The sequence below is a fragment of the Selenomonas ruminantium subsp. ruminantium ATCC 12561 genome, assembly GCF_000424065.1.
Lineage (GTDB): Bacteria > Bacillota > Negativicutes > Selenomonadales > Selenomonadaceae > Selenomonas_A > Selenomonas_A ruminantium.
Window position 1 is genome coordinate 15,243 of the sequence record NZ_AUJE01000016.1, and the last position, 24,755, is coordinate 39,997.

Consider the following 24,755-nt stretch of genomic DNA (forward strand, 5'->3'; position numbering starts at 1 on the left):
CCATCAAAATGTGATGTTTAAATCAATGTAATAAAAGAAACGATGTAAATGCAAAGTCTTTATAATTTCTTGACTATACTTCGAGTTAGCACAGATTACAAACAGCGATTTATTTGCCTCCGTTGGCACCTCATCTATGGATAAAACTTTATGTCCGTACAATGTACGCTTAGATTCCCGTGAAATTACAAAACCATTAATATTTATCCCCATATCTGAAAGCCTACATAAACATTCTGTTGCTGCGTACCCTATTCCATATATATATATATACGGAAAAGATTTTATTTTTTTTATATCTTCTTTATCGAAAATTAAATCAAATGATTTTTTATATGCAGTAAATGTGTCAAATATAGCTCTTTCGAAATCACTTGTAAACTGTCTCCTAACACTTGGTATATCCTTACAACTCAATTCATATACGCTGCCAGCCACCATTTTTTTTTGAATTACTAAGAATTTTTCTGCCATTACGGAATAATCTATCATCATAAGCTTTAGCATAGATGCATATTGCACTACTCGTCCGATTAATAAATCAATCTTATATGTGCTGCTATTGGTCACAGAATTTTCATGAACACAATAATTATATACACACTGAGAATATACAGTTGCTTGATTAGCATAATACAATGCTCGAATAATAAAATCTCCGCCTTCGCCAATTACTATTTTTTTATAATATAGATTTCTTTCTTTTAAGTATGATCTTTTATAAATTACCGACCAGCAATAATAAAAAAATTCACTATTTGTCAAAAATATATCAAACAATTCTCTTCCTTGATATACATGATTATATTCAGCCATAATTCCTCGTGGAATATTTTTATTTGCCTTATCATCCATAAATATATAATTAGCTTTATAAAAGCACATATCTACTTCATTAGATAATACATAATTCAAGAGTCCTTCCAATGAATTTGGAGAAAGGAAATCATCTGCATCTAAATTCATAATATATTTACCTATAGCATTATCTAAACCGATATTTCTACTTAAAGCAGCACCAATATTTACTGGATTAGATATCAATTTAATACGTTTATCTGTAGAAATATATTGGCAAATAATTTCTCTAGAATTATCATTCGATGCATCATCTATACAAATTATTTGCCAAGAGCATCTTTTTTGCGCTATCACACTATCCAAACATCTTTTTATTGTTTTTTCTGCATTATATACTGGAATAATAACACTTACATCAATCATGATTTTTCCTCATTTCACAAACGGATATATAGCTCTTACTACAGCATCCCCCAAAGCAACCGTCCCTATCTCAGTATCATAATGTACATCATCCGAATGCGCTGATTCAGGTAAGGATAGCGCTACTTGATACAAATCATTAATGAGTACTTGTTTATCATTCCGATATTTTTTTTCAAAAAACATTTTAACTGCCGCTTGATTAAAATATTCTATATCAGAATTACACCTACACCCAAAATCCATCCCCGGCGTAAATCCCGGCTCTTTTACTGGCGTAGTTGTTGCAAAAATAATTTCAGTATTTGGAGATAAAAACCATACTCGTTCTACAATTCGTGACAATAAATTCAAATATGTATCCAAATCATTAAAAGTATTACTTTCATTAGATAGCCTCAGAACATCCCATAGTCCATTGTTAAAATGAACAACATCCGGAATAGCTCCATCCAATACAACTCTATACCAATCATGTAAATACCTTAAGGTAAACTGTGTGAATCTACAGTTATCATTTGGGAAAAAAACCATTGCTCTCCCCTTGAGTTTCTGTCGAACATAATCATCATAATTTTGTCTAATTGAATCACCTAGTAATAATACATTTATCATAAAACATCACCAATTTCATTTTTTATAAAATCAGCATATTCATAAAAGTGCTTATCTATATCCTCCCAGCTATTTTTTGCATCATTCAAGGAACGCAGCTCACTAATTACATCTTTTATATCGATTTTATCATCATACACTCTAATATTATTAAATTCCTTTAACCATATATACGAACCAGTAATTTTTTTAGATATATTATCAAAAGCTAAACAAGGAGTTCCTGTAATAGCAGAAAAAATCATTCCATGTAATCGGTCGGTAAAGACAATTTCAGCACCTGAAAACTCATCCAATATCTTTTCTACTTGCGCATTACGTTCAACCATATTCACATTGCATTTTACTACAGTATCAATTTGTTTCCAAGATAACTTTAAGTCTTGCAGCACTGAGATAATTTCTGATTCACATTGATATTCATTTACAGCCTCTTTATCTTTTCTAAAACAGAGTAATGCACCTCTCCTATCCTTTGATTTATTAAATCTTATATTCAAAGCCATATCAGGCACCAATGAAATTTTGTTATTCAAAGAAAATAAATCTTTTGCTAACTCATAAGATATTTTTTCTCGAAATGCTAAATGCAGATTCTTGTGCGATAAAAAACACCTTGACTCTTGAACCATTTCCTGTTTACCAAAAGAGTTATTCTCATAAAAAAGCGTTTGTGGTAAAATAAACATCGTATTGTGGGGATATGTTGAAATTATATGACGTACAATATCATCAAATCTAGGCCATAATGTCCCTAAATATCCCCCACCGCTAATCAACAAAATATCATCTTGTTGTATAACATTTTTTATTTTTAAATTATCAAGTATATATTCCTCACAGGAAATTTGAATGAATTCAACATCAGGAAAATATTTATGAAAAAAAATACGTTCCCCCACGGCTATTGCATGGTCGCCTAAATTAGAGTAATCAGGGCTATTAAACAATATGAATGCTGCTTTGCGATTTTGTGCAAACAATTTCTCATAATCCGGCCATACATTATGATATATGAAATTATTATTATATAATTTTTGTTTCATTGCTCTAGCATATAACGGCTTAATCCAATGTTTCCCTTCGTTATCTACTCGATCTCTCATATCCAAATAGGAATTGCATTTTAACTCAGGTATTGCTCCCCAGGCTATAAAAGCATGCCCATTAAAACAATACCTCATCGCACACTTATCCCCTACCGGCGCCACTGGTATAGGGCTCCCCTTGCATGATAAGAAGGGATATAGCTTTTTTTGTCTATAACAAGTCTGTAGATTACCACTTTGCAAACTAATATTAAATGTCCAGTCACCGGCGTAACAAAAATATGATATACGTTGATTATATAGCTTTTTTTTCAATGAAAACATCATTGAATCAAACTGCCCCCAAATTGCTTCATAGTCATCTATTGTCAAGTCTGATAAAAGATCAAAATCATCTCTCGTGGAATCTCTTGCAAAAGAAATATGAGGCATGGCGCCATTTGCTTTATCCTGAAATATATTTTTAATTTTAGGAATATATGGTATTAAACGATCATTAGGAGTAATTTCTATTGTATAAGAACAGGGGGATTCTGCTATCAATTTTACATTACGCCAAAAGACATCCTCAAGATGTCTTTTTTGCAATTCAAAGTAATGATATGATAACTTAAAAAACATTCTTTCAAGGTATTTCTTATCCAAAGACAATATTTCTTTTATCTTCCTGGTTGTAGTTCCGTTCGTTACTAACGATACATAATGACCTTCTGCCAATAGTTCAGAAACTAATTGTGTAATATCTCTAGAAAGCAATGTTTCACCACTGGCGCATATGTTAACAAAACAAGCGCCACCACAACGCGATAAAGATAAAGCATGCCTTATTTGAATCGGCGAAAAATCAGATGTCTTTCGCCCTTCTTGATAACCATCACGACGCCAAACATAACAATATTCACAATGAAAATTACATGTAGTTGTATCTCGTAATTGCAAATCAATAAAGCGATGAATTTTTTCTTTTTGAATTCTCTCTGGCCATTGAACATCATAAGAATATTTATCAGTAAAGCATTCACAGAGAATATCTTTTACGAGACAATACTCAACGCCTATGCTCTTACATTGATTTATTATTTCAATAACAGCTTTTTCTGAAACAGAGACAATCACTACTAAAGGATTATGATAATTTACTAATTCTTTTGGACTAATAACCGTTCTATTATCACCTAATGGACATTTCCCCCAGCGATCAGGATTATTATCAACAAATCCAATTATTGATACACATCTATCCAAACGATCTACATAAGGAAAAAAATTAATCCCCATACCAAATAAGAATATATTTCTATCTTCGTATTTTATAGCCATTCTAGACACCTTCGTTTCATCTAATAAACACAATTCTCAATCGGTATATGGTATTGTATAGCTGTATCAATATCAACAATGCTTACACCATCAATCTTATTTGCTTTCAAAGCCTCTTTCACAGCATCATAAAAATAATAATTTGTTAGTATTATAGTATCAAAAGTGACTTGTTGATCCTCTATAGGCTGAATAGTTAATCCACCTACTTTTCTACCGTTTAAATCAGAATTTCCATCTACGATACAAACAATATTCAACTCATATAATTTAGCACTATCAAAAAACTTCTTTCCTCTTTTCCCGAATCCCCATAAGCAAAACTTTTTACCTACTTTTTTTGTTTCTGTTATAATTTTTTTTAAATCCATTGTTTCAATATCAAGTGACAATGCCAAATCCCAATCATTTTTTCGAATCAAACTTTCCCATTTCATAAAATCAAAATCAGACAAAAAATCTTTCCTGCTCAAATTATTCATGCCGATATTCTCCCAACCATCATTTAGCATGAAACTTTTGAAACTTTTTCTACTATATTCATCACTCCCAGTCGCATACATACTGTAAAGCAACGAGCACAAAGATATATGATAAAACGATTCCCGATACATTGCAAACATATTATCTTGAATTAATCTTTTATAAATCGCCAACAAAGCTTGATAAGTGCAATAAGGATTTTTCCCACGACTCTGAGAAATTTGTCCAGCTCTATTTATACGCCTTATAACCAATTTTTCGTTTAAATATACTATTCTTTTAGCTAACAATACGCTTATATGACCAAAATAAACATCATTTGAGTTTTGTATATTTTGATACAAAATTCTATTTTTTTTAATCATTTCACGTTTATACATTCTACGCCACGGAGCTACTGGTAATATGTCGAATATATACTTCGAAAATTCACACGGAGAAAAAGGGGTATCTATTTTATTTCTAAAGTAATTTGATGTTCTACTAATATAACATAGTTGATTTGTATTACTATCATACTCAAAGGCATCCCAACAGACTAAATCAGCATCATTTTTTCGAATTGATTCCAAGCCTTTTTTTAGCATTTCAGGATAAAAAAAATCATCAGAATCTAAAAAAATTAAATATTCGCCTTTTGCTTCTTTTATTCCTAAATTCCTACAATATCCAGCGCCTTTATTTTCTTTATTTTTTTTACAATGAATCATTGGATATTCAGCATTATATTCTTGTAAGATATTCCATGATTCATCGTTAGAACCATCATCAATACAAATCACCTCAAAGTTTTGATAACTTTGTTTCAAGATACTATCTAGACATTGCCGAAGATACGGCGCAGTATTATAAACCGGAATAACTATACTTATACTGGGATTTCTGTTCATTTTGACTAACCTCATCTAATTAACATTAAACGACACATTCTTGAATTGTTAGTCCAAACTTTATAAAACATTCAATATCAATTATCTTTTTACTAATATATCCATAACGATTCAATTCTTCCCTAACATCTGTATAAAAAGTACTATTAGTCAAAATTACAGCATCAAAATCGTTTTTTTGGTTACATAATTTATGAATATCAACATTGTTCACACAACAACCATCCAATTTATCATCATTATCTATAATCCCATTAAGTTTAAAGCCATACTGAATTGCTGCATCTACAAATTTTCTTCCTCTTTTTCCATACCCCCATAAACAAACTTGATAGTTTAGTTCAGTGAGATGCAAAAACAACTGTTCATCAAACATAATATCAATATCAGGACCAAACATGTCACTCCAATTATTATCTACAGCTAAAGGTTTCCACTTAAAGTATTCAATTGGAGAAAGAAAGTCCTCCTTTTGTAAATCATACATATCACATTTTTTCCAACCTTCTTCATTTAGAAACTGAGAAAATTCATTTCTCGTTTCACTATTACATCCTGATGCAGATAACGCATGCACTACAGTCCCTAAAAACGAGGAACGAAAAGCATTTTTATATGTACTATATAATCCTCTTTTGTGCATTTCTTCAAATAAAGCATACATAGCTTGGTATGCACATAAAGGCTTATTACCACGATTATCCGATATTTGACCCACTCTATTAATCCGATGATACACAAAATAATTGTCCAAAAAAATTATTTTGTCTGCTAAAAGAGGTATCATGCGACCAAAAAAGACATCATTTGAATTTGCAAGATTTTGGAAGCAAATATTTGCATTTAACACGAATTCTCTCTTATATAGTTTTGTCCAAGGGGCTTCCTTTAAAAGGGAAAACACATAATCTGCAATGTCTCTTGCCTTAAATACATCCGACATAACTCTATTAAAAGGCGCTAATTTTCTTCTAACATGTGCAAAGCTGCCTGTTTTTACATCTGTAGATACATATTCCCAATAAATTAAATCGGCATCTGTTTTCTTTCCAATAGAATACGCAGTTTCCAACATATCTTCCGCAAAATAATCATCTGAATCCAAAATAGCAAGGTATTCTCCTTTAGACATTTTTATGCCTAAGTTGCGACAATATGCAGCCCCCATATTTTTAGTATTTTGAACTAAAACCATTCTATTATCGTCTTTAGCTAATTCTTTTAATATCTCTATAGAACCATCGTTTGAGTTATCATCTATACAAACAATCTCTATATCTGTTAATGTTTGATTCTGTATACTCAATATACAATCGCTTAAATATGGTTTCACATTATATACTGGCAGTATTACAGATATTTGAGGATGATATGTTTTTTGATACATAAGACCTTCCTTAAACGACACTTGAAAATTATATACAGCTATATATGATTTTTATTGAAGAAGTCGCTTTTGTTTTTCTCTACAAATAGCAGCAAAAGCTTCTGCCTCATCTCTATTGATAAATTTAGGTATGTATATATTAGATGAACAACCACATGAAATAGCTGGACATTTAACTACATGTATAAAATCTCCATGTAAATATGGATTCTCTCGAAAAATATTGTATTTTGACTTATCAGCCCAACAAACCATACCTTTTACATTTCCATCGGGGTCGATTCTAAGTAAGTGTGAACCTGATAAACAAAACATTTCCTTAAAATTATTCTTTAATTTTTCATCCCAATTCACGATTTCTCTTTCATCTTCTTTTTCTACATCATAAAAAATATTATATTTGTAAGGATCTTTATGTGATATAGTTGATACAGATTTTGTCAACAAATAAAACTCTTCATTCGCTTTTTTGCACCATAAAAATTGTTTCTCTAAATATCTTGTATCATATGGAAATTTTTCTCTTTCACATTTATCAGTAGGTCTTAGCATTACAACACTCATAGAAAACGAATATTTTTTGCGTAAATCCAACATAATTCTAAAGCAATCTTCAACACTCTCTTGTTTTTCCGGATGGTACATCAGAGCAAAATGTAGCGATATTTTATTCGATAATAATTTAACTAGTTCAATAATATGATCCATATTTACATATTCCAAATGAAGTGAGACCTGTGCTTTTATGTTTACATAAGATGATATCGATGCAAGCTTATCATATAAATCATTATTATTTGAGCCATTAGTAATAATAAGTATTTTATTCAGCCTTTCTTTTAACATTTCATTTGAAAGTTGTAAAATATCAAAAAAATGGGGATGAATAGTAGGTTCACCACCAGCTAATGTTAGATCATATGAAGGACGATTTAAATCTGAAATATATTTTATTGCTTGTTTAATTTCTTCTAATGTTGAAAATTTATTTTTATCGATTTTCTTTTTTTTACCAAAACAATATGAGCAACGATAATTACACATTTCTGATAAGCTCCAATTCACCCTTATTGGCATATCATAAAATGTTTCAAAAGCCCCCTGTCTAAATATCTTATCAGACATTATTATCCCTCCCTATCCATAATTTCATTTATCATCTTTGATAAAATCCATCACAAAGCTTATTTAAATAATATTTTTTATAAAAATCATCTCTATCGTAGATATCCCCGCACCATAAAACCTTATCTTGCGAAATCCCCATATTAAGAATTTGTTTTTTTGCCACCTGTGCAATACTACTATCTTTTATAGCTATGATGACTCTATCATACTTCCATTCCTTTAATTTCGAAACAGGTTCCACGCCCCCCCCTTCTAACTGTCTATCGACCATACCCACTAATGACCAATATCCATCAATAGCTATCTTCCTATAAAATTCCTGTCCGACCTTACCTGCTCCATAAATTACTATTTTCGTTCCACATGGTAATAAATGATAAGGTACTACGAATGATGTCGTTTTTTGTGCGCCGCCATTGAATAATAGTTTTTCTAATACATATCTGTCCGATACTGGAATCTCTTTTATTTTTCGTTGTTCCTCATCCGAAGATAAGTTTTGATACATTTTTTTTATACGTTTTTCTAGCTGCGAAACTATTTTCAAAATATCTTCTTGAATTTCGTCTGGAAAATCATGACATTTCCAAAAATCTATCATTCTCCTCCACTCTAGAAACAATTTATATATATGTAAGTAGAACTTATGTTCCTGCTGCATCAATGAATCCGGATGAATTCGTCTAACGAGTAAAGGTTCTGCAACATGTTCTATTCGATTTGCGAGCAAAAATGTTTCAAATGTATAGCTTGTATCTTCATTTACAGTACGTACATTAAAAATCATATTATTTTTATGTATTAACTCACTCCTAATACATTGCAAGTATACAACGCTAAAGTAATCTCTATTTTTTACCATTTGCGAAAACATTTGATATCCTTTTTCATATAAGCCATATGCTTTTTTCCGTCTATATGCACTTTTATAATAATCTAAGTGTTTCATCTCATTTTTTGACTTTTCAATTTTACTTGTTCCATCAAATAAAAATAAATCTAGGTCTTTTTTCTCCATATGATCTATCATAATGGATAATGCATTATTTTTTAACAAATAATCATCACTATCCATAAAGAAAATATATTTACCTCTAGCTTTATTTACTCCATAATTTCTTGCAGATCCAGCTCCACCGCCACCATTTTCCTTATGAAAAATTCTTATCTGCGAATACTTTTTTTCATATTTTTGCAGAATTGACCATGACTGATCCATTGAGCCATCATCAATACAAAGGAGCTCATAATTGGTAAAATCTTGACTAATTACACTATCTAAGCATTCATTTAAATATTTTTCACTATTATAAATCGGTATAACAATTGAAAGCAATGGTATATATTCAGCCATTTCAATTCACCCCCAGTCATTCTAAAAGCCATTGATTTTGCCGCAAAAATTTCGCCCCCATACGTATAGGCAACCAAAACCAATTATCATCATCATTAGCTTTTTTGGCAATCTCAACATATCGTCTCTGTAATTCTTCGTCTAAAGAATCGTATTTGTAAGTTCCTTTAATTCTTCCATACATTTCCAAAGCAACATCAAGAATTTCCTCAGGAGTATTTTTTACAGGAACAATACCATACTCATGATATAATTTCCAAAGAATACTCATATCATACTTATCTTCTTGTGTACTCAATCTTTCAAATTTCATTATTTCCTTTAAACTAAGATACTTATTACGCTTTTGATCCCATAATTTTTTCATAATAAGCAAATCACGTTCAAAAAACAAAGGCGGATTAGGATCCAGAAAATGCATCCCCACTTGAGGGCAATTTAACATTACAATCGGTTTATTGAATAGCGCTGGAAAAGATTGCACCCCCGATGCATCTCCTATTTCAAATTCACAATTATCATTAATATATGCATCCATAAATGGTGAACGAAATTTATTTGCATAATCAATACATCCGCTATAATCTGCATAGCTGTCTACATCATAACCTATACGTACGCTTTTAATACCCAAATCTTGAAATTCATTGCACAATAATTCAAAATCCGAAATATTCGAATTACGGAATTCATTCATCCATTCTATCCATAAGTCCTTTTTATTCATTACATCGCGTGAATATGCCGCATCTCGTGAATTTATGCATATATACGGTGAGGATACATGCCACCTATTCAATATGTTTTTCCCCGCCGCCTTTTCTTTATCTGAAAAGTTTATATAACATTTTCCATATATGCCAATATCACCATTCTTTATTTTAATTAATTGTTTCTCTTTAAAATCACGCCGAAAATTATAATCAAGTTTATCTATAAACATAGATGGATATTTACTTAAAAAATATTTCCAAAAATCAATATTATTGTTATTTAAAGTTTCATACCATGTCCCCTTAAATGATTCAATTATAAATTGATTGGGATGAATGAATTTTCTTTCATACATCCGTCCATCTAACAATGAACATTGTGGAAACAAAAGAATATAAACATCATCGTCTTTACACATATCACTGTATTTACAAAAAGCTTCTGCAAGGCCAGCAATGTTGTATGCTTCCACAAATCTTATCTCGATAATCGAAAAGGTTTTTCTGATTTTTTTTATTTTCCTATCATATCTTCTGCGCACTTGATCTGATAATTTATTTTTTAGTGAACCATTATATAAAATCCATCCACGTGCTCTCCAACCGCTTTTGACATTTTCTCTATAAATCAATTTATTCGTATAATCATCGATAAAAACCACATTTTTTACATTTTCATTAGTTAGTAATTCTCTTATTTCATTATGATAATTTGGACTTACACTAACCACGATTAAAGTTTTAGAATATTTTTTTATATCTTTTACAGCAATTAACGGTCTATTATCAATTGTTTCAATATCACTTTTGGGACTAGATACACAGTAAGCAGCTATTTCTATCTTATTCCATTTCAAAAAAACCGTTAGGTCTTTTGCTCTTACTCCAGCTCCATAACAAACAACATTTTTTGCCTGTTTACAAATGGCAAGTAATTCTTTAATTTCCATGTAATTGTCATCCCTTATTGGCTAATAACTGACCAAATAGATTCACCCACGTTTTTTTTACATTCAGATAATGACTCATTTGGTTTGTGATGAAGTAAATACCAGTAAACCTGTGTAGATAAATCATATTGTTCTTTCATTTTTTGACATCCAATTGATTTTATTGCACATTTCCAATTATAATCATCGATTATAAATTCCATTTTTTTAAATTTCTTTTCTAATGAATCGAATTCATACACCGAATGATTGTGATAGGAATAAATTCCGACACACTGTCCTTTTGTATATTGCAATTCATATTGTGATTTGTATATAGAATGGTTTATGAAATCAAACCATCTACGATTTGACTCTATTGGAATAGGAAAACGTTCAATAAGTAAATTGTCCGTATCAAAGTAATATACATAATTATCATGCGAGGAAAAAAAGAGCAATATTCTGTTTATAACTCTGCTTTGGATAAAAACCGAACCTTCTTTTCCTGATATTATTTCCACTTTATTTTCTATATGTAAAGTATTAGTTTCACCTATTTCCCATATATATATATCCCCTGATGTATACCCTGTCATATATAATGTATTATCTATAAGTGCAATAGTACCTATCCCCTCATTCATATGTGGGACCATATACACATCACATTTCATCAAATCCATGTTCCACCTAAAAATTTTATTTTCATTAATTTTTGCGGTATAACATATATGAGTTTTTTGGGAATTAACCGCCACGTCATATCCACAAGGAATGGATTTCTGTGGAGGATACAAAAAAGATTGTTTGCCATCTTCTAAGCTTATTCTTGACATAATTCCATATTTCGATATAAATGCATATAATATACCTTTATCAACCCATGCAAATATTATTTCAGGGCAATCCATCATTTTATCATCTGTAACAATTATATTCCATTTATCAGAATCAAAATCATAGCATAATATGTCTTTTCCATTAGCTGGCAAACAATAAATGATATTATTATTCTTTATACAATATGGATGTGCGCGAAACAGCTTTTCAATCTGAGGTATCTTACTTAAATATTTCAATTCTCTCGTTTTATAATTTACAGAAAAAAGATGTTCTCCTTCGCCAAAATCATATGAAATAAAATAACCTGTAAATCCATCTATGCAAATATTATCTGTTCTAAAGAATTCATCGATAGCGTTATACATTACAACCACCGCCTTAGTTCAACCAGTAGTCTATATGATTCAATCTCCAAATTTATTCTCTAACTGTAACATAAATTCTTTTATCAATAGGATATTTATCTACTATTCGCATATCTATTTTTTCTTTCATTTCTTTCAATTCACATAAAGAACTTGCATTCACATTAAATACAATAGCGGAATGATAAAAGTACAAACATCCTGGATTAATTATACATTTAGAAAATATTTTTTACCTCTTGAGCTATCCTCATATTATCACAAACAACAATCCAATCTTTAGGATACTTTGTGTAGAAATCTAAATTTATATTTTTTCATTAGTAAGCATAAATTCTTTTGGATATATATCTCAAACTTCGCACATCTGAAACAAGCCCTAGTCTAAAATCTTCTTAGCTATATCTATTACATATATCAGCTCATCATCGGTCAACTTACTATGTATCGGAAGTGATATTTCCCGTGCATAAAAATCCTCACTATTTGGACAGCATACATCACGATACCCATTCTTTTGATAGTAACTATTTTTATAGACAGGAGGATAAGAAACACCAACACCTATGCCACATTCTCTGAACTTCTCATAAATCTGACGATGTTTGTCTTTTTCTACCAAAATTGGATAAAGAAAATAGCTGCTTTTTACACAATCAAGCTGCTTGGGCAAAACAATATTATTTAAGCCTGCCAATTCACAATCGTATATTTTCGCTATCTCCCTCCGCCTAGCAACAAATCTACGCACCTTGTTCAATTGGCTTATCCCCAAAGCACACTGAACATCAGACAAGCGATAATTATATCCAAGTGATGCTTGGTCAAACGCCCATCGTCCCTCTCGTTGCATGATTTCTTCATCTTTGACTATCCCATAACCCTTAAATAGCTTAACTTTTCTATATATTTCTGGATCATTTGTGGTCACCATACCTCCTTCACATGTTGTCATCTGTTTAATCGGATGGAAACTGAATGTTGTAATATCAGACAAGCTCCCTATTTTTTCCCCTTTATATAATGCCTCTATCCCATGGGCTGCGTCTTCTATCACTTTCAGATTATATTGATCGGCTATTTCCTGAATTTCATCCATAGCACACGGCTGTCCAGCATAATGCACTGGTATTATAGCTCGTGTTTTTTTATTTATATGCTTTTCTATTTCTTTTGGATCTATATTATAAGTTACAGGGTCAATATCCGCAAATACCGGCCTACCGCCTGCATAAAAAACTGCATTTGCAGATGATACCCATGTATTAGCTGTAGTTATAATCTCATCCCCAGGTTGTAGATCCAATGCCGCACAAGCTGCATGAAGTGCAGCTGTACCGCTGGAAACAGCCACAGCATACTTTGCACCAACATGTTCAGCAAACTTATTGGCAAACTCATCTGCCAATGGTCCTCCGGTTAAAAATTCATTCTTCATAGCCGATACAACCGCATCAATATCATCTTGTTCTATACATTGCGTACTATAAGGTATCACTCTAATACATCCCCAATCTTTAAATTAAATTAAATTTTCTTCACAAAATCATTGATCTTATTTTCTAATATACGCATGAAACTTTTCACATCATCACGATTTGCTCCACTAGGTGCCCATTCAGGGTATATATTGGATGTTGGCAAAAAAGGCCCTAATTTAACTTCATAATCTATAGCTGTATCCGTGAGTGGAATTGTCATATGATAAATATCACTATTTATTCTATATGACAAATACTCACCATTCCGGCTCAAAATGAACGTATCTAATATTTCCCCATCGTTTGAAAATAAAATAATTCTTTCTTCTCCATCAATTATTGTATGTGACTCTGGTATTCCAACATGCTTATCAGGACGTATATAATCTCCCCTAGTCCTACAAATCATCATATCCTGTAACAAATTCTTACTGTTATCCTGTAAACATAGTCTGTATCTTTTTTTATTATTATTCTTTTGAGCAATTCTTTTAAAGTCTTCTATTTGCGAGCAATGTACCTTAATCACATCGCCCTGTGAAAAATCGACTAAGTGATCCATTGTTTTCCCTTCTTACTCATTCAGATTTTTCTTTTCAAAAGCTATATACTGTTGTGACCTTCCGAACGCTTGGAAAAATTGAGGATACTTCGATATATCAAACTGATTCAAAGAAATATCTCTCAATGATAATTGTATCTGCTGAAACACTGTAAAAAAATGGTTATCAGCTTTCTTGATCATCGGTGAAATTTTACATAACATATCTTCAATAGCCACGATATATTTTTCATCTCTTGTTTCCTCGTATTTAAACTCTACATCTCTTATATCGTCAAAAAAACAAACAAGCTTGTTGACCGTTTCTTCCTGGCTCTCCGTTTCTCGCATGCCGGCCATAAGAAGTGACATCCTTTTTACTGAAAATTGCTTTTTGTATTCCAGCACAGTATCATGCCAAACATCTTGATACCAAGAATAATCCGTAAATAGATTGGGTGAAGAACCCAAGACGTAAAATTCTTTTTTTAGTAAATCCAAAGCCTTATTCAAATCAAAACTGTATTTGTTATTTATCGATGACCACATTATACAATCAAGAACCCAATCTCTTGCCGGCCGAGAACAACCTTTCAATGTTTTTAGCTGCGGTTCAAAAAACTTTGTAAGAAATTCTACCTTTTCTTCAAAATCTTCAATATCTTTTGCTAGAACCTGTGCCATCAGGCGTTTCATAATTTCTACAAAATACCCCACAGAATCAGCACAAGTAACCACTATTATCCCTCCCGGCCTACACATGGAAGATAGTTTCCTTATGATCTCTTCCTGATTATTCATATCATCAAGAAACCCTTCTGCAATCACGATATCATATTGTTTATTTTCCGCAAAATCTTCCACGACACAAGGATAAATATTGTATTTATCCGATGGAATTTTTCTCGACTGATATAGCCATTTTAAATCTTGTTGTCCTTTTGTTGTCGGTTCGATAAAATCAATGTGCTTTATCCCCCCCCTGCCAATCATAAATAGCGCTAATGCATTCCAACCTCCACCAGGCCCTATTTCACAAACCTCTGCCTCATGAAAAGCCAGGCTGGGTATACCACATTGACACCACATTGACGATATAGCTTTGCCCGCTTCCTGCAATGGAATTCAAAATCGGACAAATCTTTACTAACTGGAGACATATGATATTTTTCATAATATTCGACTACTAGATTTTCCTTCATAATCACCAATCCTCGCGTTCTTCCTCAAAAACTACTATCTTGGAAATCATCAAATATTTTTCTTGTTCCGATACTGCAGGTAAATTCATTACAAAATCTATAAATTGTTCCCGATCCTTATGATCATTCAACAAAAAATATCGTATATCTGTATACTCAAAAGGCAAAGCATAATTTTCATATCCAGCCAATGCATTAGAAAGTTCATTTATTATTTTTCCATCTTCCATAATTGGAGGAAATTTGTGATAATCTGTAGGTTCAATTCTTGGAATAAATCTCCACTCTTTTTCATCATGAAAAACACAATTAATTAAAACATCTTCTCCATCATTATCCTTCCGCTTCATTGGTCCGCGAATCGGCTTTATATACCTTACAATATTCAATGAGGAATCTTCAAATTCTTTCTGCCTAATGCAACTTAATAATTTTTGTTGTTCTACCTTATGAATATATGAATACAATTCAGATTTATCGTTCACATATATAATTGGTTGTATGCCATTTTCTTCTCCCCATGGTTTTGTTAATCCAATCGCATAATTTCCATATATTTCTTTATGCGTTGATATATTTCCTAACTTAATATCACAGAAACATCTCATAGGAAGAGTAATTTGTTTCACATCAGAAATATCTAAATACTCGATATTTTCTTCGCAATACCTAGCTGGTATATATTTTTTTTTTAGCAAATCCATTAAATACTCAATCTTTTTCATAAAATTGAACAAGACATTTGCACTTTGTTGAAAACCTTCTTGAGTTGAAAATTTTGTACCCTCATCCATTAATCCACTCCTCCTATCCATGATTGCTATATGATATCGAAATATCGTATTTTTTAATCCAATATCCGACAACTAGCATGGACTTCTCCGCTTCTTCCACCTAAATCAACAACCACATACCAATGAGCGCTCATATTCGTAACAAGCGTACAACTACCTGGTTGCATATTTCCACCTATATATTGAAATGAATGCCCTCTTTTATATTTACTAAAATTATTCGCATCTACCAAAATCACATTAGCGGTTTTATCTATATTTACTTCCACTTTCCTATTTGATCCAATGTATCCTAAATCATAATACAAAAATTTCATTCCAAACTCACCTCTAACTTACATCAAATACGAAATTTTATTTGGGCGAGAGATATGCTCATCACTTGAAGATATAAGATACATCTTCGAGCACATTATAACAAAAATCCACTAGAATTCTGATGCTTTCTCTTTCATAGCCAAATTACCTTTGCAATTTCATACAAATAACCTAAAATCCCGCGGAAAATTTAACCTACGGGCATAATTCATTAAATTTTCTTGAAATATAAGGGTTCGTGCCCGTTGCGCTCCTCCTTTTTGTAGGTTAAAATATAATTAACCTACAAAAAGGAGGAGCGCAAACATGGCATGCATTTCACGTCAAAACGTCGGCAAGTACACCTATCTATATGAATCCGTGTCTTTCCGTGACCAGAATGGTCGTCCACGCAACAAAAAGGTTTCCATTGGTAAGATAGATCCTGTCACAGGCATGCCTGTCTTCAAGAAAGAATACCTTGAGCGTATGGCTGCTGCTGGAACGCCAATTGAGCAAGAAGCACCCTCCATTCCACGAGAATCCTTAGAGATAGCAAGGAATATCCTGGCTTCCAATAAACGTTACGGCAGTATGTGCCTTTTTTTGAAACTGGCAAACAGCATTAACCTGTTACCGCTGTTGCAGAATGCTTTCTCTGTGCAGTTTCGTGAGATTTTCACGCTGGCCTGCTTCCTGATTGAGTCACAGGAGCCTTTGCTTTACTGTGAGGAATGGCTGTCGCAGACGGAATCCATGCCTTTGCTGAATTCCACACTGTCATCCCAACGGATTAGCGAACTCTTTACCGCCATGACTGAAAATCAGCGGGATGAGTTCTACAGTTCCTGGATTGAGCAAGCTCAAGAAAATGAGTACATCGCATTGGATATCACTTCCATATCGTCGTATTCGCAGTTGTTGGAATCCAGCGAGTGGGGTTACAACCGCGACCATGAGGACTTACCGCAGATTAATTTGTGCATGTTGTTTGGTGAGGGCTCACGGCTTCCAATCTACCAGACCAGCTATCGTGGCAGTCTGAAAGATGTCACAACACTTCGGACTACCCTGGAAGAAGTCACTTCCCTGGTTCCTGGATGTGCCATCCGCATTGTCATGGATAAGGGATTTTACAGTCGTAAGAACATCGATGAGATGTTGAATCCGGACAGGCCTGTTCATTTCCTGGTTTCAGTGCCATTTACCTGTGCCTTTGCCAAGAAGCAGGTTGAGAGTGTACAAAAAGATATTCATGACTTAGACTATACAATTCCAACGCCGGATGGCGGCATTCAAGGGATCCACAAAGTCCGTACCTGGCATACAGACAAGCGCAATGCCAAGCTACATGTGCACATCTACTTGAATTCCGTAAGACAGGTTACGGAGCGGACCAAGCTCTACACCTATATAACGGAGCTAAAGCGGGAAGCATTGAAAAATCCAGATAATCCGCAATATGCTGCTGAATTCAAGAAGTATCTCATCATCCGGAACTCTTCCAAATCATCCGAAGGGCTGACTGTCAATGTCCGGAAAGATGTAATTGCGAAGAAGATGCAGACTTGCGGGTGGATGGTCTTACTAAGTGACAGCGTGGACAACGCAGAAGAAGCCTTGACCATTTACAGAGCAAAAGATGTTGTCGAGAAAAGCTTCTCCCGACTGAAGAACACACTAGATTTAAATCGTCTGCGTGTCCATAACGATGAGCGAATGGAAAACAAGCTGTTCATCAGCTTTATTGCCTTGCTGCTCATCAGTGAGCTTCACCAGCGGATGCTGCGTGGCGGTCTTTACAAGACCTACACCATGCATGAACTGCTCTTGAAGGTACGCAAGCTCCGCGTAGCCCGGTTGAATGGTAAGCGTATCGTTCAGCCAATTAGCAAGGAACAACATGAGATATTCAAGGCCTTAGGATTTGAGGATCCCGTAGGTTAAAAAATCTCGGGATTTTAGGAAATAAATCACTCAAAAAAGATAAATCCATAATCCCCTGTATATCCCCACTCTTTATACAGCCATTCCCATTCATCCACAGCATAGTAGCTGGCACAAGTCAGTTGCCAATAAAGCAGATTCATTTCTTCCTTATCATTACGGTATGACTCCACCATAATGTAGCTATCTTTTTTACTAACACGCTCTATTTCCTGCACTGCTTTTTTCAAATCATATACTTTTAAGTTATGCAGCGTTGCCAGTGATATTACTAAATCAAACGAACTATCCTCAAATGGAAGATTTTGTGCTTCACCATACTGTAGTTGGTCACGCACTTCTTCTTTGGCATGTTCCAAGGCATAATGAGAAATATCTATCCCCTTTACGCTTATTCCTGGTACCACCTGGGTAAATTCATATAATAGATGCGCCATACCACAGCCCACATCTAAAATACAACTACCTGCTGTCAGGTTATATTGTTTTACCATTTTCTCGGCTACACTTCGCCAACGACCATCATAGCGATAGCCTCCGTAGCCGTATTTTCTATCTCCGTCCCAATAGTCATAGCCATATTGTTTGGCAACAATGGCACATTCCGCCTTATCAGCACTATTGACTCGACCGATATAATCTCGTTTTGTTGCTTTATGCAAATCCGATATAAAATCTATATATGCCATAAAATCAACATCCTTTTTGAAAAAGAACTTTGCTCACTTCTGCAACAATCTGCTCAATGCCAATCCCATTTAACGTCTTCACTTCACCATAGCTGCCATACCCCTCTGAAAATCCTTTTAATCCCAACCTTTGAAATTTAGCCGGCTTTCCGTATTCGGCAATCACTTCTGCTACAGCACTGCCTAAGCCACCGATAATGCTATGGTCTTCCACTGTCAAAATTGCACCGGTTTCTTCGACTGCATTTTTTATGATTTCCTGGTCAATTGGCTTGATAGTATGGATATTAATAACTCTTGCCTGAATTCCCTGTGTTGCAAGCTTTTCTGCTGCTTCCAGCACATCATACAAAATACTGCCCGTACCGATCAGTGTTATATCTGTTCCTTCTCTTAGGACTACACCTTTCCCAATGGTAAACGTGTAGTCTTTGTTATAAATTTCCGGTTCTCGATTTGTTCCCAATCGCAAGTATACCGGACCTTGATGTTTATAAACTGCTAAAGTCGCTTTTTTTACTTCCATTGGACTTGCAGGACATACCAAGGTGAGATTAGGCATTGCACGCAGACCGCCCATATCTTCTGTTGCATGATGTGTTGGACCTAATGCACTGTATACCTCACCTGCTCCAGTGCCGACAATTTTCACATTTTGTTTCTGCAGGCAAATATCATTACGAATAAATTCGAAGGCTCGATAAGCTAAAAATGCTCCTATCGTATAGGCAAAAGGTATCTTTCCACAGGAAGCCATGCCAGCTGCCATCCCCAGCATATTGGCTTCAGAAATTCCCATATTCAGATATTGCTGGGAAAAATCCTGACGATATTTATCATATACGATTGCACCATTATCTGAAATCAATGCATATACGCGCTTATCCTTTTTAGCTAGTTCATATAATGTATCCAGATACGCTGTCCTCATACTTATGCCTCACTTTGTTGCAAATCATCATCAACTAGTCCCAGTTCTTTCATAAGAATTGGCAGCTCCTGTTCATTAGGCATGCGGTAATGCCAAAGTGGCATGCCTTCCATAAAAGATACACCCTTGCCTTTGATGGTATGTGCAACCACCAAAGTAGGCTTTCCTTTTTTTCGTGCCAATAGTGCATTTCTTATCTCGTTGTGATTATGCCCATCGATTTCCAACACATTCCAACCAAATGCTTTCCATTTTTCTCCTAATGGCTGCATACGAACAATATTCTCCAATTTATCCATTGCCTGCAACTTGTTGTGGTCAATAATCACAGTTAGGTTATCCAATTCCAGTGTAGTTGCTGAAAGCGCCCCCTCCCAAATAGAACCTTCCTGACATTCTCCATCTCCCAAAACAACATAAGTATGAGCTGATTTTTCATCCACTTTATTCGCATAAGCGATACCTATCGCAAAGGACAAACCATGTCCCAAAGCACCAGTGGATGCTTCCACGCCTGGAATATCATACAATTTCGGGTGTCCACCAAATTTTGACCCCGGTTTCCCCACATGCCAAAGTTCTTCTTCCGGAAAATAGCCCGCCATAGCTAGTGCTGCATATAAAGCATAGCAGGCATGCCCTTTACTCATTATAAAACGATCACGCTCTGCCCAGTCTGGTCTCTGTGCATCATATTTCATTACATCGCCAAAATATAAGACACTTAGAATATCTGTAACAGAAAATGCTGCCCCCAAATGTCCACCGCCGGCATGATATGCTATTTGGAACTCTTTTTTACGCATTTCTTTAGCTTGCTTTTCTGTATACATGCTTTGTCCCTTCTCTGCTTACAAAAAATTTACATGAGCTCTATCCATGGAAAAGAACTGATTCAACAGGATATTTCGATCATCATAGACACAATGTTCCCGACAAATATTATGTGCATTAAACTGCCTAAATTTTTGTGTTGTTTCTCTTGAATACCACAAATCCTTGAACCGCTGCTTTCCTAAGTCACCAATACAACCATTGGAAAGATAAGCTTTATCGTGACAATAGTAAACCTTTGCATTTGCAGCGATAACACATACCATTTCCTTGATATAGCATTGTGTATAAGCACGATCAAAAATCATGGTTCCGTTTTTTACGCGCTGAAAGTCGCTTGTATACAAATCAACAATGCGAAAATGTTCATCATCAAGCTCTGCCTTTGCTTTTCGTAAATCTTCCATGACGCGTTCTTTGAACGGTTCATGATATTTTTCTGTTTCATTGCTGAACAACGGGGCAAATTTTATATGATTAGCTCCTAGAGATTTCATAAGTTCAGCCATCTCTCTTACATAGGAGAAATTTTCTTTTCCAACCACAAAATTTATGCCCAGTTCACAGTTATTATCTTTTTGCTTGGCAAAAGCCTCAATCTTGTTACATAATTTATCAAACGTACCTGCTGGCACACCACGCAATCGGGAATAAAGTGCATCCCTGCTGGCATCTACCGAAAGCCGCACCCATTTTGCATGGGATAAAAGCTCTGCATTTTGCCCTTGCAACAGCGTTCCATTCGTAATGATGGACAAATCAATGCCTGCATCCAAAATCTTTTGCATCGTCTCAGCAATGTATGGATATGCTAATGGTTCTCCCCCACCACTAAACGTAACAGCGCGAACGCCCATCTCCTGCATATCTTTACATATTTCCAACATCTTATCGTGTGGAATGTAATCTGCAGGATTATATTCATCCAGCGTGAGATAAGGATTTTTATAATGACAGTAATAACAATTCTGATTACATACATTAGTAGGCTTAATTCGGATGTATATAGGCGCTACGCGTTCTCCCTTTTCAATTTTTTTCAGTAATTCTGCATGATGAAATATTTTCAAATTGCTATAAGGCGATGCCTTGATATCCATATCCATTGCTCCTCAGATAAAATTTACATGTGCGCCAGGATTCTTCAACACATGCAGGTATTTGTTGATTTCGTCTAATCGACAGTTTTTCCGGCAATGCGCATGAATGAACTTACAGTCAAAAGCAGCTCTTATCTTCTTTGCCCGTTCCGACTCCCATATCTCAGGAAAAGTCTGCTCATGAATATTGCCATAAATAAAATCGTCCTGCCCCATGAATACAATACAGGGGAATAAATTCCCTGCTGCATCCATATAGGTCATAAAGTTCAAGCCTTCGCAATCGGAATAGGGCTTTTCCATATTCAGATTGTCAATTGATTGGGAACGGAAATAGATTTTGAAATTTTCTGTTTCATATTCTTTTACTTCCCGTCCAATTTCCTCAGCCTCAGAGTAATCCACGGTGATTTTAGCCTTGCTGGAAGGGTGTTGGGAAAAAGGTTTTACCGTAAAGTAGTCAAAGCCCATTTCCCTCACCATCCGGGCAAGCTGTACGATTTCGGATTTATTTTCCGGCAGCAGCAATAACTGCGCCCCCAAAGTTGTGGACAATTTTTGCTGCCGCTTAACCATAGCCACATCTGCCATATTTTGTAAAGCACGTTTTAAGTCGCCTTTTCTGCACTGATGAATTTTTTCATAGGTTTCATCTGTTGCCCCAGCTATGCTAAATCTTATCCAGGACAAAGCTGACATACAATCCACAGCTTTTTCTTTCGTGAACAGGACACCATTCGTAGACATAGCTGCATCAATGCCGTATTTCTTTGTTCGCTGAATGATTTCTGGCGCATCCGGATGAGTTAGCGGTTCTCCCTCTCCGGCATAAATAATGCTTTTCAAGCCTTTTTTTCCCATAAGTTCCAAATTAGCAAGAAAAATATCTTTAGGCAAAAGCTTTGGCTTGTATTCCATATAGTCTACAGCGCAGAAAATACAACGGTGATTGCAGGCGCCAGAAAGCCCCACTTCCATCTCTATAGGATATATCTGTTTGCCTGAAAGCCAATCAGCTACTCTCTGCGGATGATAGAGGAGTTTATGTGAATCCATACGTATATCTTCCATTGCATCCTCCTCAAACATTCATCAATGTATTAGCATATTTCAACACATTTACTTTCTCGACAGCATCCTTGTTCCCCACGATATTTGCTCCTAATGCTCCGGCAATATTGCCCATAAGCAGGCTTACTTCTTTAGGAACGCGCACAGCCGCATAAATACCAGCTATCGCATAGAATGCATCACCTGCTCCCACGGTATCCTTTACCAGCAGTGTAAATGCGGGACAGGATTGGAATTCCCCGTTTTGATAGCAGCAGGCTCCATCCGAACCTCTTGTCAGCCATCCCTCTGTTCCCAGATGCTCATTCAACTTTCGCAAGGCCCTTTCCTCGTTCTCAGCCAGTTCGGGATATGCTAATCGCAATTCTCGTTCATCTAAGCTAAAAGCATCTGCATGGTGATACTTGGTGATAAGATTCATCCCATAATTTGATGAGTTTGTCTGGCAGTTCAGTACAAGAAAATTCGCCTTTTCCTGCAGTAACTCTGCCATTTCTTCATCAATAAGCCCATGACCAAAATCACAAAGAAATACCACATCATACTCAGGCAGCTTTTCTTTTAAGGCATTCATCAGCTTGATTCGAGATTCCCCAGCTAATTTTCGTCCCTTGGCTATATTATTCACAGCAAAGAGTTTCCGATACTCTTCCCGTTTAGCGTTCCGCACCAAATAACGCTGTTTTACAATTGTAGGCTGTTCCGCACTAGTAATAATCTGCAATTGCATTTGCTCCGCTAAATCTTTATGCAGCCGATCCTGTATGGCATGTTCATTACCTATCATGGAAAGCAATGTTACATTCGGTGTAAAGCTTGCCAAATGCCTTGCTATTGCAGCAGCGCCGCCTAAATATTCCTCACTGGACTCAATACGAGCTGAATAACCCATATCCTTACTCATAAGTCCTTGAACATCACAGTAGGTATATTTATCAATGATTATTTCCCCTATAACCAAAACCTTCAAGTTCTCAACCTGTTCTGACCATTGCAGGATATCTTCCATCCCATATCTTTTCTTGAATTCCTGCATATAGGTACAAACTTCTTCTGAAAGACCTGAAAGCCCTCTATTAATCAATTTTGTCGAGCTGAAAACCTGGCCACCTGTGAAACGCAGCCTGCCTCCATGGCTCTCCACCAGTTCCCGTTCTTCCCGTATCTTTCCAGTCATATCCGCAGATTCATCTGCGTATTCACTGCCTTTGACATAAAAATCCGGTTCTACAACTTCAACAATGTCATCCACGGTATATCCTTCAGATAGCAGCACATAATCCACACATTCTAAAGCTGCCAAAAATTTAAGCCGCATATCATCGTTAAAGTAGGGACGACCAGGCCCTTTACGAACATATTTTGCTGATGTAATGGATACGACTAGCACATCTCCCATTTTTTTTGCCTGTTCCAAATGGATGATATGTCCCGGATGTACCAAATCAAAAACGCCATGACATAGTACAATCTTTTTATTTTCCTTTTTCAAAGCAGGGCGAATCACCGCTTGAAAATCTGCCTTGCTTACAACCTTTCCCATGAAACCACACCTCAATATCAGC

Annotated in this window: 21 protein-coding genes; 1 reads left to right on the top strand and 20 read right to left on the bottom strand. The window is 34.9% G+C overall.

Going from position 1 to position 24,755, the window contains the following annotated elements; all coding sequences use genetic code 11:
• Positions 1 to 3: 3 nt before the first annotated feature.
• From G598_RS18550 to G598_RS0107530, 14 genes are all read right to left on the bottom strand, one after another.
• Positions 4 to 1,224, bottom strand: coding sequence for a glycosyltransferase family 2 protein (locus G598_RS18550; protein WP_026766440.1), 1,221 nt, complete (start codon positions 1,222 to 1,224; stop codon positions 4 to 6).
• 9 nt (positions 1,225 to 1,233) lie between these two features.
• Positions 1,234 to 1,839, bottom strand: coding sequence for an SGNH/GDSL hydrolase family protein (locus tag G598_RS0107465; protein ID WP_026766441.1), 606 nt, complete (start codon positions 1,837 to 1,839; stop codon positions 1,234 to 1,236).
• Positions 1,836 to 4,208, bottom strand: a complete 2,373-nt coding sequence (locus G598_RS0107470) for a polysaccharide pyruvyl transferase family protein (RefSeq protein WP_080656976.1) — start codon at positions 4,206 to 4,208, stop codon at positions 1,836 to 1,838. Before G598_RS0107470 ends, G598_RS0107465 begins: the two co-directional genes overlap by 4 nt.
• Positions 4,209 to 4,228: 20 nt before the next feature.
• The gene (locus G598_RS0107480) at positions 4,229 to 5,581 is read right to left on the bottom strand and encodes a glycosyltransferase family 2 protein (RefSeq protein ID WP_026766444.1); all 1,353 of its coding nucleotides are present in this window, start codon (positions 5,579 to 5,581) and stop codon (positions 4,229 to 4,231) included.
• Positions 5,582 to 5,606: 25 nt separating this feature from the next.
• Positions 5,607 to 6,968: a glycosyltransferase family 2 protein gene (locus tag G598_RS18555; RefSeq protein ID WP_051180057.1), complete on the bottom strand. Its 1,362-nt coding sequence runs from the start codon at positions 6,966 to 6,968 to the stop codon at positions 5,607 to 5,609.
• Positions 6,969 to 7,019: 51 nt separating this feature from the next.
• Positions 7,020 to 8,093, bottom strand: a complete 1,074-nt coding sequence (locus G598_RS0107490; protein ID WP_026766445.1) for a radical SAM protein — start codon at positions 8,091 to 8,093, stop codon at positions 7,020 to 7,022.
• A gap of 31 nt (positions 8,094 to 8,124) precedes the next feature.
• Complete coding sequence (locus tag G598_RS18560; protein ID WP_026766446.1) at positions 8,125 to 9,450, bottom strand: glycosyltransferase family 2 protein; 1,326 nt, start codon at positions 9,448 to 9,450, stop codon at positions 8,125 to 8,127.
• A 16-nt stretch (positions 9,451 to 9,466) separates the two neighbouring features.
• Positions 9,467 to 11,113, bottom strand: a complete 1,647-nt coding sequence (locus G598_RS0107500) for a TIGR04372 family glycosyltransferase (protein WP_026766447.1) — start codon at positions 11,111 to 11,113, stop codon at positions 9,467 to 9,469.
• A gap of 14 nt (positions 11,114 to 11,127) precedes the next feature.
• Complete coding sequence (locus G598_RS0107505; protein WP_026766448.1) at positions 11,128 to 12,303, bottom strand: hypothetical protein; 1,176 nt, start codon at positions 12,301 to 12,303, stop codon at positions 11,128 to 11,130.
• Between the two features lie 379 nt (positions 12,304 to 12,682).
• On the bottom strand, positions 12,683 to 13,801 hold the full coding sequence (gene pseC, locus G598_RS0107510) for a UDP-4-amino-4,6-dideoxy-N-acetyl-beta-L-altrosamine transaminase (protein WP_026766449.1): 1,119 nt from the start codon (positions 13,799 to 13,801) through the stop codon (positions 12,683 to 12,685).
• A 29-nt stretch (positions 13,802 to 13,830) separates the two neighbouring features.
• Positions 13,831 to 14,346: a WbuC family cupin fold metalloprotein gene (locus G598_RS18565; RefSeq protein WP_051180059.1), complete on the bottom strand. Its 516-nt coding sequence runs from the start codon at positions 14,344 to 14,346 to the stop codon at positions 13,831 to 13,833.
• 12 nt (positions 14,347 to 14,358) lie between these two features.
• A complete protein-coding gene (locus G598_RS0107520; RefSeq protein ID WP_157833293.1) occupies positions 14,359 to 15,444 on the bottom strand; it encodes a class I SAM-dependent methyltransferase in 1,086 nt (361 codons plus the stop codon).
• 85 nt (positions 15,445 to 15,529) lie between these two features.
• Positions 15,530 to 16,321: an abortive infection system antitoxin AbiGi family protein gene (locus G598_RS0107525; protein WP_026766451.1), complete on the bottom strand. Its 792-nt coding sequence runs from the start codon at positions 16,319 to 16,321 to the stop codon at positions 15,530 to 15,532.
• Positions 16,322 to 16,374: 53 nt separating this feature from the next.
• A complete protein-coding gene (locus G598_RS0107530) occupies positions 16,375 to 16,638 on the bottom strand; it encodes a DUF1883 domain-containing protein (protein WP_026766452.1) in 264 nt (87 codons plus the stop codon).
• A 307-nt stretch (positions 16,639 to 16,945) separates the two neighbouring features.
• On the opposite strand from G598_RS0107530, the gene G598_RS0107535 reads away from it, so the two are divergent.
• Positions 16,946 to 18,565 carry an IS1634 family transposase gene (locus tag G598_RS0107535; RefSeq protein WP_026766453.1) on the top strand — a complete coding sequence of 540 codons (1,620 nt, stop codon included), beginning with the start codon at positions 16,946 to 16,948 and terminating at the stop codon, positions 18,563 to 18,565.
• 26 nt (positions 18,566 to 18,591) lie between these two features.
• On the opposite strand, the gene G598_RS0107540 is transcribed toward G598_RS0107535, so the two are convergent.
• Genes G598_RS0107540 through G598_RS0107565 form a run of 6 tightly spaced genes read right to left on the bottom strand, consistent with a single transcriptional unit; the run spans position 18,592 to position 24,733 of the window.
• Positions 18,592 to 19,254: a class I SAM-dependent methyltransferase gene (locus G598_RS0107540; protein WP_026766454.1), complete on the bottom strand. Its 663-nt coding sequence runs from the start codon at positions 19,252 to 19,254 to the stop codon at positions 18,592 to 18,594.
• Between the two features lie 4 nt (positions 19,255 to 19,258).
• The gene (locus G598_RS0107545; RefSeq protein WP_026766455.1) at positions 19,259 to 20,185 is read right to left on the bottom strand and encodes a transketolase family protein; all 927 of its coding nucleotides are present in this window, start codon (positions 20,183 to 20,185) and stop codon (positions 19,259 to 19,261) included.
• A 2-nt stretch (positions 20,186 to 20,187) separates the two neighbouring features.
• Positions 20,188 to 21,018 carry a transketolase gene (locus tag G598_RS0107550; protein ID WP_026766456.1) on the bottom strand — a complete coding sequence of 277 codons (831 nt, stop codon included), beginning with the start codon at positions 21,016 to 21,018 and terminating at the stop codon, positions 20,188 to 20,190.
• Positions 21,019 to 21,036: 18 nt separating this feature from the next.
• Complete coding sequence (locus G598_RS0107555) at positions 21,037 to 22,119, bottom strand: radical SAM protein (protein WP_026766457.1); 1,083 nt, start codon at positions 22,117 to 22,119, stop codon at positions 21,037 to 21,039.
• Between the two features lie 12 nt (positions 22,120 to 22,131).
• Complete coding sequence (locus G598_RS0107560; RefSeq protein ID WP_026766458.1) at positions 22,132 to 23,190, bottom strand: radical SAM protein; 1,059 nt, start codon at positions 23,188 to 23,190, stop codon at positions 22,132 to 22,134.
• Positions 23,191 to 23,200: 10 nt separating this feature from the next.
• The gene (locus G598_RS0107565) at positions 23,201 to 24,733 is read right to left on the bottom strand and encodes a PfkB family carbohydrate kinase (RefSeq protein ID WP_026766459.1); all 1,533 of its coding nucleotides are present in this window, start codon (positions 24,731 to 24,733) and stop codon (positions 23,201 to 23,203) included.
• Positions 24,734 to 24,755: the final 22 nt, after the last annotated feature.

What these genes read in the sequence shown, in the direction of transcription:
- G598_RS18550 (WP_026766440.1), bottom strand. Translation starts at nt 1,224, where the DNA reads ATGATTGATGTAAGTGTTATTATTCCAGTATATAATGCAGAAAAAACA.
- G598_RS0107465 (WP_026766441.1), bottom strand. Translation starts at nt 1,839, where the DNA reads ATGATAAATGTATTATTACTAGGTGATTCAATTAGACAAAATTATGAT.
- G598_RS0107470 (WP_080656976.1), bottom strand. Translation starts at nt 4,208, where the DNA reads ATGGCTATAAAATACGAAGATAGAAATATATTCTTATTTGGTATGGGG.
- G598_RS0107480 (WP_026766444.1), bottom strand. Translation starts at nt 5,581, where the DNA reads ATGAACAGAAATCCCAGTATAAGTATAGTTATTCCGGTTTATAATACT.
- G598_RS18555 (WP_051180057.1), bottom strand. Translation starts at nt 6,968, where the DNA reads ATGTATCAAAAAACATATCATCCTCAAATATCTGTAATACTGCCAGTA.
- G598_RS0107490 (WP_026766445.1), bottom strand. Translation starts at nt 8,093, where the DNA reads ATGTCTGATAAGATATTTAGACAGGGGGCTTTTGAAACATTTTATGAT.
- G598_RS18560 (WP_026766446.1), bottom strand. Translation starts at nt 9,450, where the DNA reads ATGGCTGAATATATACCATTGCTTTCAATTGTTATACCGATTTATAAT.
- G598_RS0107500 (WP_026766447.1), bottom strand. Translation starts at nt 11,113, where the DNA reads ATGGAAATTAAAGAATTACTTGCCATTTGTAAACAGGCAAAAAATGTT.
- G598_RS0107505 (WP_026766448.1), bottom strand. Translation starts at nt 12,303, where the DNA reads ATGTATAACGCTATCGATGAATTCTTTAGAACAGATAATATTTGCATA.
- G598_RS18565 (WP_051180059.1), bottom strand. Translation starts at nt 14,346, where the DNA reads ATGGATCACTTAGTCGATTTTTCACAGGGCGATGTGATTAAGGTACAT.
- G598_RS0107525 (WP_026766451.1), bottom strand. Translation starts at nt 16,321, where the DNA reads ATGGATGAGGGTACAAAATTTTCAACTCAAGAAGGTTTTCAACAAAGT.
- G598_RS0107530 (WP_026766452.1), bottom strand. Translation starts at nt 16,638, where the DNA reads ATGAAATTTTTGTATTATGATTTAGGATACATTGGATCAAATAGGAAA.
- G598_RS0107535 (WP_026766453.1), top strand. Translation starts at nt 16,946, where the DNA reads ATGGCATGCATTTCACGTCAAAACGTCGGCAAGTACACCTATCTATAT.
- G598_RS0107540 (WP_026766454.1), bottom strand. Translation starts at nt 19,254, where the DNA reads ATGGCATATATAGATTTTATATCGGATTTGCATAAAGCAACAAAACGA.
- G598_RS0107545 (WP_026766455.1), bottom strand. Translation starts at nt 20,185, where the DNA reads ATGAGGACAGCGTATCTGGATACATTATATGAACTAGCTAAAAAGGAT.
- G598_RS0107550 (WP_026766456.1), bottom strand. Translation starts at nt 21,018, where the DNA reads ATGTATACAGAAAAGCAAGCTAAAGAAATGCGTAAAAAAGAGTTCCAA.
- G598_RS0107555 (WP_026766457.1), bottom strand. Translation starts at nt 22,119, where the DNA reads ATGGATATCAAGGCATCGCCTTATAGCAATTTGAAAATATTTCATCAT.
- G598_RS0107560 (WP_026766458.1), bottom strand. Translation starts at nt 23,190, where the DNA reads ATGGAAGATATACGTATGGATTCACATAAACTCCTCTATCATCCGCAG.
- G598_RS0107565 (WP_026766459.1), bottom strand. Translation starts at nt 24,733, where the DNA reads ATGGGAAAGGTTGTAAGCAAGGCAGATTTTCAAGCGGTGATTCGCCCT.